This window comes from Rhodovulum sp. 12E13, assembly GCF_003340565.1.
In the GTDB taxonomy this organism is placed as follows: Bacteria; Pseudomonadota; Alphaproteobacteria; order Rhodobacterales; family Rhodobacteraceae; genus HLUCCA09.
In genome coordinates this window covers 85,596-101,217 of the sequence record NZ_QPLK01000016.1, presented here as the reverse complement: position 1 = coordinate 101,217, position 15,622 = coordinate 85,596, and the positions used below count along the sequence as shown (strand labels likewise).

At 73.0% G+C, this 15,622-nt stretch carries 10 protein-coding genes and 1 pseudogene; 4 read left to right on the top strand and 7 right to left on the bottom strand.

Translation table 11 applies throughout. The features are described 5' to 3' along the window. Positions 1–269: 269 nt before the first annotated feature. Entirely contained in the window at positions 270–1,730 is a 1,461-nt protein-coding gene (locus DLJ49_RS14370) for an aldehyde dehydrogenase family protein (RefSeq protein WP_115394246.1), read from the top strand. A gap of 67 nt (positions 1,731–1,797) precedes the next feature. Here the strand turns inward: DLJ49_RS14370 and DLJ49_RS14365 are convergent. The 4 genes and pseudogenes from DLJ49_RS14365 to DLJ49_RS14350 form a co-directional block, all read right to left on the bottom strand. Further along, positions 1,798–2,274, bottom strand: a pseudogene (locus DLJ49_RS14365) (IS5/IS1182 family transposase); the annotation flags it as partial. Between the two features lie 174 nt (positions 2,275–2,448). Then, the gene (locus tag DLJ49_RS14360; protein ID WP_233489040.1) at positions 2,449–3,684 is read right to left on the bottom strand and encodes an efflux RND transporter periplasmic adaptor subunit; all 1,236 of its coding nucleotides are present in this window, start codon (positions 3,682–3,684) and stop codon (positions 2,449–2,451) included. Positions 3,685–3,687: 3 nt separating this feature from the next. Next, positions 3,688–6,048 (bottom strand): ABC transporter permease, encoded by a 2,361-nt coding sequence (locus DLJ49_RS14355; protein ID WP_233489038.1) that lies wholly within the window; start codon positions 6,046–6,048, stop codon positions 3,688–3,690. Beyond that, positions 6,045–6,800: an ABC transporter ATP-binding protein gene (locus DLJ49_RS14350; RefSeq protein WP_115394244.1), complete on the bottom strand. Its 756-nt coding sequence runs from the start codon at positions 6,798–6,800 to the stop codon at positions 6,045–6,047. The genes DLJ49_RS14355 and DLJ49_RS14350 overlap by 4 nt, the downstream gene beginning before the upstream one ends. 719 nt (positions 6,801–7,519) lie before the next feature. Between DLJ49_RS14350 and DLJ49_RS14345 the strand changes: the two genes are divergently transcribed. The 3 genes from DLJ49_RS14345 to DLJ49_RS14335 all read left to right on the top strand — a co-directional run bounded on the left by DLJ49_RS14345 (position 7,520) and on the right by DLJ49_RS14335 (position 11,815). Next, positions 7,520–8,995: an ABC transporter substrate-binding protein gene (locus DLJ49_RS14345; RefSeq protein WP_115394243.1), complete on the top strand. Its 1,476-nt coding sequence runs from the start codon at positions 7,520–7,522 to the stop codon at positions 8,993–8,995. A 51-nt stretch (positions 8,996–9,046) separates the two neighbouring features. Then, entirely contained in the window at positions 9,047–10,045 is a 999-nt protein-coding gene (locus DLJ49_RS14340) for a serine hydrolase domain-containing protein (protein WP_115394242.1), read from the top strand. A 63-nt stretch (positions 10,046–10,108) separates the two neighbouring features. Further along, positions 10,109–11,815: an ArnT family glycosyltransferase gene (locus tag DLJ49_RS14335; protein ID WP_115394241.1), complete on the top strand. Its 1,707-nt coding sequence runs from the start codon at positions 10,109–10,111 to the stop codon at positions 11,813–11,815. Positions 11,816–12,254: 439 nt separating this feature from the next. Here DLJ49_RS14335 and DLJ49_RS14330 read toward each other — a convergent pair whose 3' ends face one another. From DLJ49_RS14330 to DLJ49_RS14320, 3 genes are read right to left on the bottom strand one after another with little or no spacing between them, the layout of a single operon-like run. Beyond that, a complete protein-coding gene (locus DLJ49_RS14330) occupies positions 12,255–13,817 on the bottom strand; it encodes an ABC transporter ATP-binding protein (RefSeq protein WP_115394240.1) in 1,563 nt (520 codons plus the stop codon). Continuing rightward, positions 13,814–14,635, bottom strand: coding sequence for an ABC transporter permease (locus DLJ49_RS14325; protein WP_115394239.1), 822 nt, complete (start codon positions 14,633–14,635; stop codon positions 13,814–13,816). Before DLJ49_RS14325 ends, DLJ49_RS14330 begins: the two co-directional genes overlap by 4 nt. Then, positions 14,632–15,579, bottom strand: a complete 948-nt coding sequence (locus tag DLJ49_RS14320) for an ABC transporter permease (RefSeq protein WP_115394238.1) — start codon at positions 15,577–15,579, stop codon at positions 14,632–14,634. The genes DLJ49_RS14325 and DLJ49_RS14320 overlap by 4 nt, the downstream gene beginning before the upstream one ends. Positions 15,580–15,622: the final 43 nt, after the last annotated feature.

The window sequence follows — 15,622 nt, the reverse complement described above, 5'->3', positions numbered from 1 at the left end:
ATTTTCACCAAACGTGTGACGACACTACATCCGCACTTCACCACCCTCTCGCAACCTAACCCCTTGAAATCCCCCCACCGGCCTCTCGCAGAACTCACAAATCCCCCCGGGAGGTGTCGAACTTCGGGGCGCGAGGCGCTGGCGATCGACCCGTGCTGGAGCGTAGACTCCGCGCACCCGATCCGTACCCGGCGCCAGTGGCCGCGCGCGGCGGCCGGGGTGCGAGCGGCCGCGGCGCAGGGCGGCCATCAGACAGAGGAGACAGCCGGATGACCGAGATGCCCGCCTACTGGCAGAACTACATCGACGGGGCGTGGGTCGATGGCGAGGCCGGCCGGCTCGCCGTGGTCGACCCCGCGACAGGCGAGGCGCTGGCCGAGGTGGCGCGGGCCGGCGCAGGCGATGTCGACCGGGCGGTGCAGGCGGCGCGGCGGGTGCACCTGTCCGGCGCGCTCACCGCCATGCGGCCCGTCGAGCGAGGGCGGATGGTGCAGGCGATCGGCCGCTGGCTGCTGGAGCACGCCGACGACATCGCCGCGGTGCTCACCGCCGAGCAGGGCAAGCCGATCTGGGAGGCCAGGACCGAGGTCGCCGGCGCGGCCCGCTACTTCGAGTACTACGGCAACCAGGCCGAGACGCTGGAGGGCCGGTCGATTCCGCTCGGCGGGGGGTATGTCGATTACACCGTCCACGAGCCCTACGGCGTCTCCGCCCAGATCATCCCCTGGAACTTCCCGCTCGAGATGGTGGCGCGCTCGCTCTCGGCCGGGCTGGCCACGGGCAATGCCTGCGTGGTCAAGACGCCCGAACTCACGCCTCTCGCCTGCACCCATGTCGCCCGCGCCGCCGAATGGGCGGGCTTTCCCCCCGGCGCGGTGAACATCCTCTGCGGGCTGGGCGAGGAGGCGGGCGCGGCTCTGTCGGCGCACCCGCAGGTGAACCAGATCGTCTTCACCGGCTCGGTGCCCACCGGCATCGCCATCGCCACCGCCGCGGCGCGGAACGTGGTGCCCTGCGTGCTGGAGCTCGGCGGCAAGTCGGCCGCCATCGTCCACGACGACGCCGATCTCGCGGCGTTCGAGACAGACATCCGCCGGGGCATCTTCGTCAACGCCGGGCAGGTCTGCTCGGCCATGTCGCGCGTGATCGTGCACGAGAGCCGCCACGACGAGCTGGTGGAGCGCGCGGTGTCGGTGGCGCGGTCGCTCTCCGTGGGCCCCGGCGCCGAGCGGACGGAGGCAGGCGAGGGCATGGGCGCGCTCGTCTCGGAGGGCCAGCGCGACCGGGCGCTGGGCTTCGTCGAGCGGGCGCAGGCACAGGGGGCGGCGGTGGCGACGGGCGGACGCAAGCTGAACCGCCCGGGCGCCTTCATGGAGCCCACGGTGCTGACCGGTGTCACGCCCGACATGGAAGTGGCCCGCGAGGAGGTATTCGGCCCCGTCCTGTCGGTCATCCCCTTCCGCGACGAGGCGCACGCGCTCGAGATCGCCAACGGCACCGAGTACGGACTCGTCGGCGGGGTCTTCACCCGGTCGCTCGACCGCGCCACCCGGGCGGCGGGCGCGATGCGGGCGGGCCAGGTGTTCGTCAACGAGTGGTTCGCGGGCGGCGTCGAGACGCCCTTTGGCGGCTACGGAAAGTCTGGCTACGGCCGCGAGAAGGGCCGCGAGGCGCTGTGGAACTACGTCCAGACCAAGAACGTGGCGATCCGCATGCGGGGCGGGGCGTGAGCGCATGCCATGGGGCTTGCTCGCGCAAGTAGGGGAAAGGCCGGACGTCCCCTTTCCCCGGGCGCACTTATCCCACGGACTCGGTGACAGGGATGCCGAGCGCGGTGTCGCGGGTGCGCACGGCGGCGCGGATCTGGAGGCCGGCGACCCGGCGATCGAAGTCGCGCCAGGCGGCTCTGCCCCAAGAGCTTCACGGAAGTCGCATCTTCGTCTCGTCTCGTCGCGGCTTCGCCGGTGGGATCCGCTCCACTTTCGCCAGATTGCCCGCCCGAGGTACTTCGCTGCGCGCACCGCCTCGTTTCGGGCGATGGCACCTGCGGTCGACGGCTTCCACGGCTTGGCGTTCCTGCGCGGCGGGATGACGGCATGGGCGCCTCGGTCTGCGAGGCGGCCTGGAAACGGTCCGGTGGACCGTTTCGGCCCCGAACGGGCGGAGCCCTTGGGCTCCGTCCGCGGTGACCGCGGCGAGGTCCACATCCGCAGGGATCTGGTCGAGGAGCCCGGGCAGCATGGGCGCGTCCCCGATGTCGCGCCCCAGAACTTGCCGGAGAGCTTGCCGGGCCCGGAGAACGCCGCCTCCGGCGCGGCGCTGACATAGCCCCTGAAGGGGCAGAATTGATGGGTTATGCGGCTCGCTTGCGACATCCCGGCCGGACGCGGCGCCGCGGGCGCTGTCCCAAGGCCAGTGAGCCACCGACGCCACGCTCGGGCCGATGGCTCATTCCAGCACGCGCTGCGCGATCCGCGTGCCGTCGGCAACCGCGGCGGAGGGGTAGAGCACGACCGCCTCGCCCGCCTCGAGCCCGTCGAGCACCTGCGCCTCGACGCCGTTCGAGCGGCCGATCTCCACCGGGCGGAGCGCGGCGACATTCCCCTCGGCCACGAAGGCGGCCCAGCCGTCATCCGTGCGGAAGAGGGCGCTGGCGGGAACGCGCAGGGCGTCGTCGTTTTCCCAGACGACGATCCGGGCCTCGACGCGGTAGCCGTGGCCGAGGCCGCACCGCGCCTCGGGCGGGCAGTCGAGCGAGACGGTGACGGGCACGCGCTGCTCCTCGACGCCGAGCGCGGAGACCGTGGTGACGGCGAAGGGGTCGATCCGCTCGACCTCGCCGTGAAGTGGCTGGGGGCCGCCCCAGTCGTCGATGATCACCCGATCGCCGTTCGAGACGCGGACCGCGTCCGAGGATAGCAGATCGACCACCACCTCGAGACCTTCCTCGACGTCGCCGATCTCCATGATCGGGGCGCCGGCGGGCAGCGTCGTCTCGCTCTCCTGGAACACGCGCAGGATGCGGCCGTCGGCGGGCGCGCGGATCGGGATGTCGTCGGGTGCCGCGGTCTCGAGTCCGGCGGCGAGGCCCGGGTCCTCGAACCCGATGAGCTGGGCGCGTGCGTTGGCGAGCTCGGCCTCGCGGACCGCGATGGCGGCCTCGGCCGTCTCCACCGCTGCAGCCGCGACGCGCGCCTCCTGCCGGGCGCGGTCGAGCGCGGCGGGGGAGGCGATGTCGCGCTCGGCGAGCTTGCGGATGCGGTCGAGCTCGGAGGCGGCGAGGTCGCGCCCGGCCGCCGCGGCATTCAGGTCGGCGCGCGCGACCCGAAGGGCCGCCTCGGCGGCGGCCACGGCGGCCTCGGCCTGCTCCCGCGTGCGCACGTCGAGCGCCGAGGGGTTGGTCGGGCGCATGTGGGCGACCACGGTCTCGCCCCGCACGACCCGCGCGCCGGGATCGACGCCCACGCGCATCAGCCGCCCCGCCACCGGGGTCGAGACGATGTAGGGCTCGGCCACGCGGGTGCGCCCCTCCTCGTCGATCGTGACGGTCATGGGGCCGCGCGTGACCGCGCCGAGATCGACCATGGTCGGCTGCGGCCAGAAGGCCGCGGCGAGCACGAGGGCGACGAGCGCCGCGGCGGCGACGGTCAGGATCGTGCGGGTTCGCTTCCGTGCGGTGGCCACGTCTCACTCCCGTGTCTTGAGCACGCCGATCAGGTCCGTCCGGTCGAGGTCGCGCTTCACCAGCAGGCCGGAGACGAGCGCCGCGCCGAGCACGACGAGCGCCGCCTGCCCGAAGCTCGCCCGGTCGATCCCGGCCGGGATCTGGTAGAGCTCGGTCGAGAATCCCGACGCGATCGCGAAGGACAGGGCGTAGCCGATCGCCGCGCCCGCCGGCAGCGCCACGAGCGTCACCACCGCCAGTTCCCCCAGCAGCACGAACGCGGCCTCGCCGCGGGTGAAGCCCATCACCCGTAGCGCGGCGAGGTCGCGGGTGCGTTCGGCCAGCGCGATGCGGGCGGCGTTGTAGACCACGCCGAAGGTGATGACGAAGGCGATGGCGCCCATCACGTAGCGCGTGGCACCCGCGCCGCTGTCCATCAGACGGACGATGGCCGCGCGCGCGTCGTCCTTGCGGCTGACCCCGGCGACCGTCGGCATGTCCTGCAGACGGGCGAAGATCGCGTCGGCCCGGGCGGAATCGATCGTCAGGTGGGCGCCCGAGACGCGGCCGGGCTCGCGCAGCGCGCGGTTCAGCGCGTCGAGCGCCATGTAGGCCGGTGCGCCGACAAGCGTTTCCGTGATCGCGGCCACGGGCAGGTCCAGCACCGGTTGCCGGCCCTCGCGCACGTCGACCGAGAGCGCCTGGCCGGCCTCGACGCCGAGGACGTCGGCCAGCGTGCGCGACAGGACGAGACCGCGCTCGGGCAGGGGGATGGGGCCGCCGCCGGCGTCGAGCGCCCGGTAGAGCGCGGCGTCGGGGGGCAGGCCGGTGATCGCGCCGCGGTGGCTGTCCAGCCCGTGGCTCAGGATCGCGGCCACGTGGCGCACGGGCTCGACACGCGCCACGCCCTCCATCCGGCCGAGCTCGAACAGCGTCTTGTCGGAGACGGCATGGGTGAAGGTGACGGTCACGTCGCTTCGGTCGACCACCCCGAAGGTGAGATCGACCGTCTCGTCGAAGCCCTCGTAGATCGCCAGCATCGCGACCGACAGCGCCATGCCGCTGGCGATGCCGAGCGCCGCGCCGCCCATGCGGATCGGCTGGCGGACGATCCGGCGCAGCACCATGCGGCTCGGCTGGTCGAGAAGCCGGCCGAGGCGGCGGAACCGGGCGGAGCGGCTGTAATCCGGCGGCGCGGGCGGGCGCATGGCCTCGGCCGGCGCGAGCGCGAAGACGCGGCGGACCACGAGCAGCCCTCCCGCCGAGGCCGCCGCGACGGAGACGAGGACGCCGGTGGCGAAGGCGGCCGGGTCGAGCCGGAAGACGAGAAAGGGGAACTTGAAGAACGCGGTATAGACCTCGACCATCGCGCGCCCCAGAACGACTCCGCCGAGGCAGCCGGCGAGGGCGCCGCCGGCGGCGATGGCGAGGACGAGCTTGAAGTAATGCGCGCCCACCTCGGCGTCGGTGTAGCCGAACGCCTTGAGCAGCCCGATCTCCTCCCGCTCGGCCTGCACCATGCGCCCCACGACGATGTTCAGCAGGAAGGCCGCGACGGCGAGGAAGATCGGCGGCACCGTGCGCGCCGAGACCGCGAGCCCCGCGATCTCCTCGCTGATGAAGCGGTTCGAGATCTGTTCGGCCCGGGCATAGGCGCCGGTGCCGCCATGGGCGGCGAGCAGGCGGTCGGCGGCGTCGATCACGGCGGCCTTGCGCGCGGTGCGTGACAGCGCGAGCAGCGCCTCGTTGAAGGCGCCCTCCATGTCGTAGGCGGCGGCGAGCGCGGACCGGCTCATCCAGATCACGCCGAAGCGCGCGTCGTCGGGATAGAGCTCGCCCGGAGGCGTGGTGTAGAGAAATTCCGGCGACTGGGCGAGCCCGACGATGCGGAAGCTCCGCCGCGCGCCGTTCATCGTCGCGGCGAGCACATCGCCCGGCCCGAGCCCGTGGGCGTCGGCGAAGGCTTCCAGCAGCAGGATCTCGTCGGGCCGGCCGTGCTCGGGCAGTCGGCCGTCGGTGAGGTAGATGTCGTTCAGCGCGGATCGGCCCCGGTCGGGCAGCGAGACGGCCTGCGCCTGCGCCGGCAGCGCCGCGCCGGCGATGTCGACCAGTGCGCGCCCCGTCACCCGGGTCTGCACCGCGGACACGCCGGGGATCGCCGCGAGGTCGCCGGCCAGGCGCTCTGGCGCGCGCGACACGGGCGCGAAGACGTCGGCGAGCCGGTAGCGATCGTAATAGGCGTCGCGCGTCTCGGTGAGCGAGGCGACGAGGCCCGTCATCATCACCAGCATCAGCACGCCCGTGCCGATGACCGCGCCGATCGCGACGGCCTGTCCCTTCATCCGCGCCAGATCCCTCAGGAGCTTGCGGTCGAGCGGGCTCACCACTCGATCTCCGCGGGGTCGAGCCGGGTGTCGTTGATCACCACGTCGCGGATATGGCCGTCGGCGAAGTGCAGCACGCGGTCCGCCATGCCGGCGGTGCTGGCGGCGTGGGTAACCATCAGGACAGTGGTACCGAGCTCGGCGTTCACGTCGCGCAGCACGGAGAGGACGGCGCGGCCGGTGGCGCTGTCGAGCGCGCCGGTGGGCTCGTCGCACAGCAGCACCTCGGGGCGCTTGGCCACGGCGCGGGCGATCGCGACGCGCTGCTGCTCGCCGCCGGAGAGCTGGGCGGGGAAGTGGTCGGCCCGCGCCGACAGGCCCACGAGGGCGAGGGCGTCCTCCGGTGCCATCGGGTCGCGCGCGATCTCGGTGACGAGCTCGACGTTCTCGGTCGCCGTGAGGCTGGGCATCAGGTTGTAGAACTGGAAGACGAAGCCGACATGCCGGCGGCGATAGAGCGTGAGCCCGGCATCGTCGAGCGCGCTCAGGCAGGTGTCGCGGAAGCTGACGGTGCCCTCGGTCGCGCGGTCGAGGCCGCCGAGGATGTTGAGCAGCGTCGACTTGCCGGAGCCCGAAGGGCCGAGCAGCACCACGATCTCTCCCGTGGGAATCTCGAGATCGACGCCGCGCAACGCATGCACCGCAGAGCGGCCTTCGCCGTAGATCTTCTTGACGCCGCAGGCCATGTAGGCGGGAGGCGCGGTGGGGCCGGGGGCGCGATCCGTGCCGCCTGTCGGTTGGGCCTGCCGCATCGATCCGCACCACTCCGTTTCGGCCTCGGCCGTGCGAGCAGTATGGCGCCGCGGCGCGGCCGGGCCAAGCGGGCTGTGTCGCCCCGTGGGGCAGAGAGGCGCCGCCGCGCGCCGGTCGGACCAGGACCGCGGCCCGCCTTCGGCCAGTGCGGCTCGATCAGCGCGAGGAGCCGCGTTCACGGCACCACCGCGTCCATCTCGGCTTCTTCTCCATCGCGTTGCGGAGGCCGGGAAAGGCGGGCTGCTTGGGCACGGGAGAGCGTCCTTCGTGGTAAGCCGGCCGTCGATCGCGAGCACGTCGGCGCGGAAGAGGGCGAGGAGAGGTTCGGCGCAGCAGTCGTGAGGCCGGGGCGGGAAACCGGGGCGCAACAGAGGGCTTGCGAGCGCGCGGCTTTCATCCGGACCCGGCCCTCGAACACCATGCGGGCCCGCCGCATCTGGATTGTCGCTCCACGAGGCGGGACACATGTCGGCCCCCGGCGACGCGCCGCAGCCAGCTCTGAACTCTCCGTCACGCGCAGCGGCGGTTATCCATGGTGCGCCGTCGACCCGGGCGACACTGGGCGGCGGTTCGACACGGCTCCGTCGCGCAGGGAACGTGAGGTCCACGGCCGCGACCCCCGGGCCGGGCGCGGGTGCGGCGAGAATCGTCGTTCGGTTTCAGGACGAAGCGTGTAGGCTTGCCTCGAAAGACGCCATCGCTCTGGGAGGCCGCCGCCATGTTTGCCCGTATTCTCGCCGCCACCGCCGCCGCGCTCGCGCTGACGGCCGGGGGCGCGTTCGCGCAGCGCACCGACATCACCATCGGCATGGTGCTCGAGCCGCCGAACCTCGACCCGACGGGGGGCGCCGCCGCGGCCATCGACGAGGTGGTGTACGCCAACGTCTTCGAGGGGCTGACGCGCTTCGCCCCCGACGGCTCGGTCGTGCCCGGCCTGGCCCGCGACTGGGACGTGAGCGAGGACGGCACGGTTTATACCTTCCGCCTGCACGAGGGGGTGAGCTTTCACGACGGCACGGCGATGACGGCCGACGACGTGGTCTTCAGCCTCGACCGGGCGCGGGGCGAAGAGTCGACCAACGCGCAGAAGCCGCTCTTCGCCGGGATCGACCGCGTCGAGGCGGTGGACGACGTGACCGTGCGGGTGACGCTGTCGGCGCCCGACGGAGCGTTTCCGTTCAAGATGGCATGGGGCGACGCCGTGATGGTGGCGCCCGAGAGCGCGGAGACGCTGGCCACGAACCCGGTCGGCACCGGGCCCTTCCGCTTTGCCGACTGGGTGCCGGGCGACCGGGTGGAGCTGGTGCGCAACGACGGGTACTGGGGCGAGGCACCCGCGCTCGAGCGGGCGACGTTCCGGTTCATCTCCGACCCCAACGCCGCCTTCGCCGCGATGATGGCGGGCGATGTCGACGCCTTCCCGAACTACCCGGCCCCCGAGACGCTGGCGCAGTTCGAGGCCAATCCGCAATTCGAGGTGATCGTGGGCTCGACGGAGGGCGAGACGGTGCTCGCCATGAACAACGGCTTCGGGCCGCTGTCGGACAAGCGCGTGCGGCAGGCCATCGCCCACGCCGTCGACCGGGAGGAGATCATCGAGGGGGCGATGTTCGGCTACGGCACGCCGATCGGCACGCATTTCGCGCCGCACCATCCAGATTACGTCGATCTCACCGACCTGTCGCGTCACGACCCCGAGCAGGCCCGCGCGCTGCTCGCGCAGGCGGGCCAGGAGGGTCTCACGTTGCGGCTGATGCTGCCGCCGCCCTCCTACGCCCGCCGTGGCGGCGAGATCGTGGCGGCGCAGCTGCGCGAGGTGGGGATCGAGACCGAGATCGCCAACCTCGAATGGGCGCAGTGGCTGGAGCAGGTGTTCCGCGGCAAGGATTTCGACCTGACCATCGTCAGCCACACCGAACCGATGGACATCAATATCTACGCCCGGCCCGATTACTACTTCCAGTACGACAACGAGCGGCTCCAGACGTTGATGGCCGAGTTGGAGATGACGACCAACAAGGAGCAGCGCTCGGCGCTGCTGCGACAGGCGCAGGAGATCGTCGCGACCGACTACGTCAACGGCTTTCTCTTTCAGCTCGCCAAGACGGGGGTGGCGCGTGCCGGCATCGAGGGCCTGTGGGAGAATGCGCCGACGCAGGCCAACGACCTGACGCAGGTGCGCTGGGCCGAGTGATCACGCGCTGTTGACTGGCGCGGCGGGCGCGGCGGGGCATCTGGCACTGCGATGCTGTCCCGTCGTGCCCTTGCCATTGCGCCCGCCCTTCTCGCCGCGCCGCCGCTGCTCGTCGCCACGCGCGGGCGCGCGGCGCAGCGGTTCGCCGCGGCGCTCGAGCTGGCGCGCGGGTTCGACCAGTTGCATTGCCTCATTGTGGCGCACGGCGGCGAGACGGTGGTGGAGGAGGTCTTTTCCGGGCCGCCCGCCGACCGCCCGGTCAACGTCAAGTCCGTCTCCAAGACCGTGGTCGCGGCGCTGCTCGGCGCCGCGATCGACCGGGGCGACGTGCCGGGCGTGCGCGCCGCTCTGGGCGAGGTGGCGCCGGGGCTGATCCCGGCCGGTGCCGACCCGCGCGTGGCCGACCTGACGCTCGAGGATCTGGTGACCATGCGCGCCGGGCTCGAGCGCACCTCGGGGGCGAATTACGGGGCGTGGGTGTCGTCGGGCAATTGGGTGGCCGACGCGCTGTCGCGCCCCTTCGTGGCCGAGCCGGGGGGGCGGATGCTGTACTCGACCGGCTCGTTCCATGTGCTCGGCGCCGCGCTCGCCGAAGCGACGGGCCAGAGCCTGCTGGCGCAGGCGCGCGCCCGGCTGGGCGGGCCGCTCGGCATCGAGATCCCGCCATGGACGCGCGACCCGCAGGGCTATTACCTCGGAGGCAACCAGATGGCGCTGTCTCCCCGCGCCATGCTGCGCTTCGGAGAGATGGCGCGGCAGCGCGGCCGGTGGGAGGGCGCGCAGGTCCTGCCCGAGCCGTGGCTCGAGGCATCGTTCGAGCCGCGCACGCGCTCGCCGTGGTCGGGCCTCGGCTATGGCTACGGCTGGTTCGTCGGCCGGGCGGGCGGCGGCCCCCTGGCGCTGGCGCGCGGCTATGGCGGACAGGTGATCGCGGTGGCGCCGGCGGCCGGGATGACCGTTGCCATCACCTCCGACCCGACCCGCCCGGCGCGGAGCGCGGGGTATTTCGGCGATCTCATGGGCCTGATCGGCCGCCTTGTCGCGGCCTGACGCGGCGCACCGCCGGCCGAAGCCCCTCCCCCAGCGCCGCGGCAGCCGCTAGGGTCCGCCGCGATGGACAGGGCCGTCTCTCTCCGCGCCGCGCGCACAGGCTGGGCGCTGTGCCTCGCGCTGGTCGCGGGGTTCGTGTTGCTGCGCCTGCCCTACGCCGTCTGGCCGATCGAGACGCATCCCGACGAGCGCTACTACGCCGTGGGGGCCGCCGAGATGATCGCGTCGGGCGAGTGGGTGGTGCCGGTCTCGCCCGAGGGAGAGGTGCGGCTGCGCAAGCCGCCCTTGCCCTACTGGTACGCAGCCGCCGGCTTCGCCCTGTTCGGCGAGACGGCGCTCGGCGCGCGGGCGGCGTGGCTCGCAACGGCCGCCGCGACCCTGGCCCTGACATGGGCGCTCGCCCGCACCATCGGCGCGAGCGTGACCGGCGCGGCTCTGGCGGTCGCGGCGCTCGGGGGGCATGCGACCTTCGCCAAGTCGGCCGGGCAGCACATTCCCGACGGGCCGCTGATCCTCGGTGTGACCGTGGCACTCGCAGCCTTCTCGGCGCTCTATGCACGGGCGGCGGAGCGGCCCGCGTGGCTCCTTTACGCAGGGTATCTCGGGCTCTCCTGGGCGGCGCTGGCAAAGGGGCTGCTGCCGCTGCTGTTCCTCGGCGTCCTTCTCGCGGTGCGCCTCGCCCATCCGCTGCGCCTGAGCGCCCGCGAGCGCCGGCACGAGCGGCAGGCGGCGGCGCTGGCGGCAGCGGCCTGCCTGTGGTGGTTCGCCGTCGTGGCCCTGCGCTTCCCGCAGGAGATGGCGGCGCAGTTCCTCGCAGACCAGGTGAGCGACAAGGCGACGCTCGATCCGCTCGCCGTGCTGGCCGGCCTGCGCAAGACGGTGACCGACCTCGCGCTGCCCTTCGCGCCGGTTCTCGTCGCGGTCTTCGCCGCGCGGCGCTGGCCGCCGCTGGGGGCGGGCGGCTCCGGGGCGGTGAAGCTCCTGATGGCCTGGGTCGCGGCCGTGGTGCTGCTCTTCGCCTTCTCCGACCCGCTGTGGGAGCGCTACGTGCTGCCGGCGGTGCCCGCCGCCGCGGCGCTCATCGGCCTCTGGGCGAGCCGGCTCGAGCCCGCGTCGCTCGCGCGCCGCCTGTCGCGTGCCGCGCCCCTCTTCGCGCTCCTGCCGGTCGTGGCGGCGCTGCTCGCGGGCGTGCTGTCCATCGGGGTGGGGCGCGTGACGGGCGGGCTGGCCCTGATCGGCTGCGGCTTCGGCCTCGCCCTGCTGGGCTGGCGCGTGGCGGGGGCGGGGCGGGCGGTGCCGGCGGCGGCGCTGCTCGGGGCGACCTATCCGCTGATCGCGCTCTGCCTCGTGCCGCTCTGGCTCTGGATCGCCCGCCCGACACCGGCCGATATCCTCGCCGCGGATCTCGCGCGCTCGGCTGTCGGCCCGGCCGACGTGGTCTTTCTGGCCGACCGCCACCTCGTCAACGAGATCGGCCTCGTCACCGGGGGCATCGCCGCCTACAGCTTCGCCCCGACGCCGGACGCCCTGCCGGGCGATGCCGCCCTCGTCGTCGCGCGAGACCCCGCCCTCGCGCCCGCGCTCGAGGCGCAGGGCTACGCGACCGAGATGATCCCCGGCTTTCCCTTCGACGCGCCCGATCTCGGCCTCTTTCTCGCGGCGTGGCGCGCGGGCACGCTCGAGACCTATCGGGCCGGGCACGGGCAGCCGCTGGTCGTGGGGCGCCGGGCCGCCCGGCCAACGGCGTCGGGCCCGCAGGGTAGCCCGTGACGGTCTCCGCGCCCTCCTCGCCGGTCAGGACGTGCCGTGCTCGCGGTAGCCGCCCGCGCCGCTTGCCCGGGGGGATCGTCGGCATCGGCTCCATCGACACGACACTCCGGGGCGCGCGCACCGGCTCGACGTTGTCCCGCTTCTCCAGCCCCGCCTCGCGGTCGGAACACTCCGAGAGATCACCGAGGGAACGGCCGTAGCCGAAGGCCCCGACTTGCAGAAGGTCACGCTCGGCAAGGTAGGCGTCGAGCCGGGGGGTGATCGCGTCGCACCGAGCGCCCCGACGCAAAGGCGCCAGGCCCAGCGTGTGGGCGGCCGGCGACACGAACGTGGCGACACCATCGCCGCGGCCCAGGGCGCGACACGCCCTCCCGGACCATCGCGCCACCCTGCCCATCATCTTGGCTCAAATACTCCCGCCGGAGGCGCCTCGCAGCCTTCACGCGGCTGGCAGCAGGGGCGCCGCGTCCAGCAACTCGCGGGTATAGGCGTGCGACGGCGCGGCGAACACGCGGGCGGTCGCGCCCTCCTCCACTATCCGGCCGGCCTTCATCACCAGCACCCGGTCGGCGATCGCGCGCACCACCGTCAGGTCGTGGGTGATGAACAGGTAGGCGAGGCCGTGCCGCGCCTGCAGGTCGGCCAGCAGGTCGAGGATGCGCGCGCGCACCGAGACGTCGAGCGCCGACACCGCCTCGTCCAGCACGATCAGGTCGGGCCGGGTGACGAGCGCCCGCGCGATGGCGATACGCTGCCGCTGCCCGCCCGAGAACTCGTGCGGAAACTTCGCCGCATCGGCCGCGGACAGACCGACCTCCTCCAGCGCCTCGGCCACCCGCGCCTCGGAGTCGGCCGGCCGCCCGCCGAGGTGGAACGGCTCGGACACCAGCCGCGCCACCCGGTGCCGCGGGTTGAAGCTGCCGTAGGGGTCCTGGAACACCACCTGCATCCGTCGGCGCAGATCGGGGCGCATGGCGGGCGACACCGCCTCGCCCCCCAGCCGGATCGCGCCGCCCTGCAGCGCGTCGAGCCCGAGGCTCGCACGCGCCAGCGTCGACTTGCCCGAGCCCGACTCGCCCACCAGCGCGACGCATTCGCCGGCGCGCACCGTCAGGCTCACCCCGTCGACCGCCCGAAAGCGCGGGGCAGGGCCGAAGAGCCGCCGGCGCGGCAGAATGTAGTCGCGCACCGCGCTCTCCACCTCCAGCAAGGGTGCTCCCGGCGGGGCCGCCTTGCGCGCCGGGACATGGGCGGCGGCGGCGAAGAGGCTGCGGGCATAGGGGTGCCGCAGCCCCCCCGGCAGGGCGGCGGGCACCGTGCGCTCCACGATCCGGCCCGCCTGCATCACCGCGATCTCGTCGGCCATCTCGGCCACGACGCCCAGGTCGTGGGTGATGAACAGGCAGGCCATCCCCTCCTCGGCCACCAGTTCCCGCACCAGCGACAGGATCTGCGCCTGGGTGGTCACGTCGAGCGCCGTGGTCGGCTCGTCGGCGATCAGCAGCTTCGGCCGGAGCGCCACGGCCAGCGCGATGCACACCCGCTGCCGCTGCCCCCCCGACAGCTCGAACGGGTAGCGCGACAGCGGAAAGCGGTCGGGGGAGAGGCCGACACGCGCGAGTCTGTCCTTCGCCCGCGCCATCGCCTCGGCCCGGCCCGCGACGCCATGCACCAGCAGCGTCTCGGCCACCTGGTCGCCGATGGTCTGCACCGGGTTCAGCGCCGTCATCGGCTCCTGGAAGATCATCGCCACCTCGCGGCCGCGCACATCGCACATCTGCCGCTCGGTGAGCGTGCCCAGGTCGCGCCCCTCCAGCGTCACCCGCCCCGACGCGCGCGCGCCTCGCGGCAGCAGCCGCATGACCGACAGCGCTGTCATCGACTTGCCCGAGCCGCTCTCGCCCACGAGCCCCAGCACGCGCCCCCGCTCCAGCGCGAACGACACGTCGCGCAGGATCGGCTGCGCCCCGATGTCGACTGACAGCCCCTCGACCGAGATCACCGCACCGCCCTCCGCAGGCGCGGGTCGAGCAGGTCGCGCAGCCCGTCGCCCATCAGGTTGAGCCCCAGCACCGTCAGCACGATGGCCAGCCCCGGCAGCACCGCGAGATGGGGCGCCGAGTAGAAGAACGTCTGCGCCTCGGCCAGCATCCGGCCCCACGAGGGGGTCGGCGGCTGGGCACCGAGCCCCACGTAGGACAGCCCCGCCTCGGCCAGGATGCCGAGCGAGAACTGGATCGTGCCCTGCACCACCAGGAGGTTGGCGATGTTGGGCAGGACGTGCTCGACCGAGATGCGCGCCGCCGCCTTGCCCGCGCAGCGGGCGGCGAGGATGAACTCGGCCGACCACACCGTCAGCGCGGCGCCCCGCGCCACCCGCGCGAAGACGGGGATGTTGAAGATGCCGATCGCGAGGATGGCGTTGACCGCCGAGGGGCCGAAGACGGCGGTGATGAGGATGGCGATGACGAGAGCGGGGAAGGCGAAGATCAGGTCGTTCGCCCGCATCAGCACCTCGTCGACGAGGCCCCCCCGCCGCGCCGCCGCCCAGAGGCCCAGCGGCACGCCCGCGCCCATGCCGATACCCACCGCGACCAGCGCCACCGCGATCGAGGTGCGCGCGCCGGCCATCAGCATCGACGCCATGTCGCGCCCCAGCTGGTCGGTTCCGAGGAGCGTGCCCGCCCCCGGCGGTCTCAGGCGCTCGCCCACGGCGAGCGCGGTCACGTCCGCCGGCGTCCAGACGAGCGAGACGAGGGCTGCGAGCGCGAACACCCCCGTCAGCGCCGCGCCGAGCACGAGCGAGACCGGCGCCCTCACCCGCGCTTCCTCAGGCGCGGATCGACCGCCGCATAGGCCAGATCGACGAGGAAGGTGACGAGGATCACCGCGAACACGAGCAGCATCGTCACCGACTGCACCACGATCAGGTCGCGCGCCGTGATCCCCTGGAAGATCAGCCGCCCCAGGCCGGGCAGGAAGAACACGTTCTCGATGATGATCGCGCCGGCCAGCAGGAACGAGAACTGCAGCCCGAGGATCGTCAGCACCGGGATCAGCGCGTTGCGGAAGGCGTGGCGGCGGATGGCCGCCCCTTCGCTCAGACCCTTGGCGCGGGCAGTGCGGATGTAGTCGGCCTGCAGCGTCTCGATCAGCGCCGAGCGCATGACCCGGGCGAGGATCGCCGCCTGTGGCAGCGCGAGCGCCACGGCGGGAAGCGTCAGCGCCTTCAGCCCTGCGAACAGCCCGGCCTCCCACCCCGGAAAGCCGCCGGCGGAAAAGACCGGCCAGGTGATGGCGAAGAGCACCACCAGCAGCATGGCGAACCAGAAGTTCGGCACCGCGATGCCGAGCTGCGTGGCCCCGATGATCCCCCAGTCGACCGGGCCGCCCCGCCGCGCCGCCGCCAGCATCCCCGCCGGCAGGGCGAGCGCCGTCGACAGAATCAGGGCATAGGCCGCGAGCGGCAGCGATACGGCGAGCCGGTCGGCCACCAGCTCGGAAACCGGCACGCGGTAGGTGTAGGAGATCCCGAAATCCCCCGTCGCCATGCCGGCGACCCACGCGATGTAGCGCTGCCCAAGCCCTCCCTCGAGCCCGAGCTCGGCGCGCAGCGCCGCCACCGTTTCAGGCGCCGCGTTCAGCCCCAGCATGAAGGCGGCTGGATCGCCAGGCACGCCCTGGATCACGGCGAAGATCACCACGCTCGCAACGGCGAGCGACAGCGCGAGCGACAGGAACCGGAGGGCGAGATACCGCGCCATGTGGGCAAGCCTAGCGGACGCCGCCGCCCGCGCCAGCCCCTTC